This is a genomic window from uncultured Chitinophaga sp. (assembly GCF_937874145.1).
GTDB lineage: Bacteria > Bacteroidota > Bacteroidia > Chitinophagales > Chitinophagaceae > Chitinophaga.
Map to the genome: position 1 here is coordinate 1 of NZ_CALNBI010000444.1, position 1832 is coordinate 1832.

A 1832-nucleotide genomic window follows, 5' to 3' on the forward strand; every position below is an offset into this window, starting at 1 on the left:
GAAATGGCGCTCAATCTTGCCGGAGACCAGGTTGCGGGCGATGATGCCGCGCGCCTTGCCGTCGATCTTCACCACTTCCAGCATTTCGTGGCGGGTGTATTGCTTGACGTTACCGAGGGCAACCTGGCGCTCCAGGGCGGAGTAAGCCCCGAGCAACAGCTGCTGGCCGGTTTGGCCGGCGGCGTAGAAGGTCCGCTGTACCTGGGTACCACCGAAAGACCGGTTGGAGAGCAATCCGCCGTACTCACGGGCAAAGGGAACCCCCTGCGCCACGCACTGGTCGATGATATTGCCGCTCACTTCAGACAGGCGGTACACGTTGCCTTCACGGGCACGGTAGTCGCCGCCTTTCACGGTATCGTAGAAAAGACGGAAGATAGAATCACCGTCGTTTTGATAGTTCTTGGCTGCGTTGATGCCACCCTGCGCGGCGATCGAGTGCGCGCGGCGGGCGGAGTCCTGGAAGCAGAAAACCTTCACTTTATACCCGAGCTCGCCGAGCGCGGCGGCGGCGGAAGCGCCGGCCAGGCCGGTCCCTACCACGATAATCTCGAGTTTCCGCTTGTTGGCCGGGTTTACCAGCTTCACGGTGCTTTTATAATTGCTCCATTTGGTCTCCAGAGGGCCAGCAGGAATTTTTGCGTTCAACATAATATCCTTGCTTTAGCTTTATCAGATTTGTTTAATGTAAATGTACACGGGGATCACGGCGAAGAGCAGCGGGATCAGGATGCCAAACAGCCAGAGGCCGATGAAATTGATCATGCCGTTGTACTTCGGGTGGTTCCAGCCGAAAGTCTGCATCGAGCTTTTGAAACCGTGGATCAGGTGGAAAGACAGTGCGATCATGCCGATCACGTACAATACCACCAGCCCGATGTTCTCGAAAGCAAACCATACGGCAGTGTACAGATCGCCCACTTCCTTACCGTCGTAAGTAGCACTGTTCAAAGAACCGTAGTGCATCTTCCACCAGAAATTAGCCAGGTGGATCACGAGAAAGATGAAGAGAAGGCTGCCCATTACAGCCATCTGACGGCTATACCAGGACGAAGTTGCGTTGCCGGGCTTAACGGCATATTTAACCGGCCGGGCGGCCTGGTTGCGGATGGTAAGCTGAATAGCGAGGAATGCGTGGATGAGGATCACCACTTTAAGCCCCCAGGCCAGCGTCTGGATCAGGGGATTGTGTCCCATGAAATCCGCATACAAATTAAAGGCCTGACCACCATCGTCTTTCATCAGCGACAGGTTGCCAGCCAGGTGCACGATCAAAAATGTGCACAGGAAAAAGCCGGTGGCACCAACCAGCAGTTTTTTACCAATGGTGGTAGAAAAGAATTGCGACCATTTCATAAGATACGTTCTAAGCTTCCTTTAGTATGAATAAATAAGTGAAATGTCGGGCAAATTTATAACATGAAAAATTAAAACCAAATGATAAATGTCACGAAAAATGCTTATTCCAGACGCCTCATCATCCAGTTGTCCACGAGATTAAACAAGTGTTGCGGCAGAAAGGTTCGCCACTTCGGCTCGTCCATTAAATGCACATAATGGTCCAGCCGGGCGCTCTCGAACTCGTCCCGCGTCTGCTGCGGCAGGTTCAGGAGCACCACCCAGCCCCCGTCGTCCCGGATATCCTCCCACCACTCTTCATAGTAACAATCGTCGGAGGAATAGAAATTCAGGACATTCTCGCCAATAAGTATGAATTTATTGATACCATGTGAAACCAGCAGGTCGATCACATCCCGCTTCAGCGTCATGATGTTGTTCTCCACCGCGTCGTTCCACTCCCCGATCAGTTCGATGATGGCATAATTGAACTG

Annotated in this window: 3 protein-coding genes; all 3 read right to left on the bottom strand. The window is 52.7% G+C overall.

All coding sequences use genetic code 11. From position 1 onward, the window contains the following. Positions 1–651, bottom strand: a 651-nt coding sequence (locus Q0510_RS21320; RefSeq protein ID WP_298716132.1) for an FAD-binding protein, incomplete at its 3' end; no start/stop codon positions are given. A 21-nt stretch (positions 652–672) separates the two neighbouring features. After that, positions 673–1356, bottom strand: coding sequence for a succinate dehydrogenase cytochrome b subunit (locus Q0510_RS21325; RefSeq protein ID WP_298716134.1), 684 nt, complete (start codon positions 1354–1356; stop codon positions 673–675). 104 nt (positions 1357–1460) lie between these two features. Further along, positions 1461–1832, bottom strand: a 372-nt coding sequence (locus Q0510_RS21330; RefSeq protein ID WP_298716136.1) for a hypothetical protein, incomplete at its 5' end; no start/stop codon positions are given.

What these genes read in the sequence shown, in the direction of transcription:
- Q0510_RS21325 (WP_298716134.1), bottom strand. Translation starts at nt 1,356, where the DNA reads ATGAAATGGTCGCAATTCTTTTCTACCACCATTGGTAAAAAACTGCTG.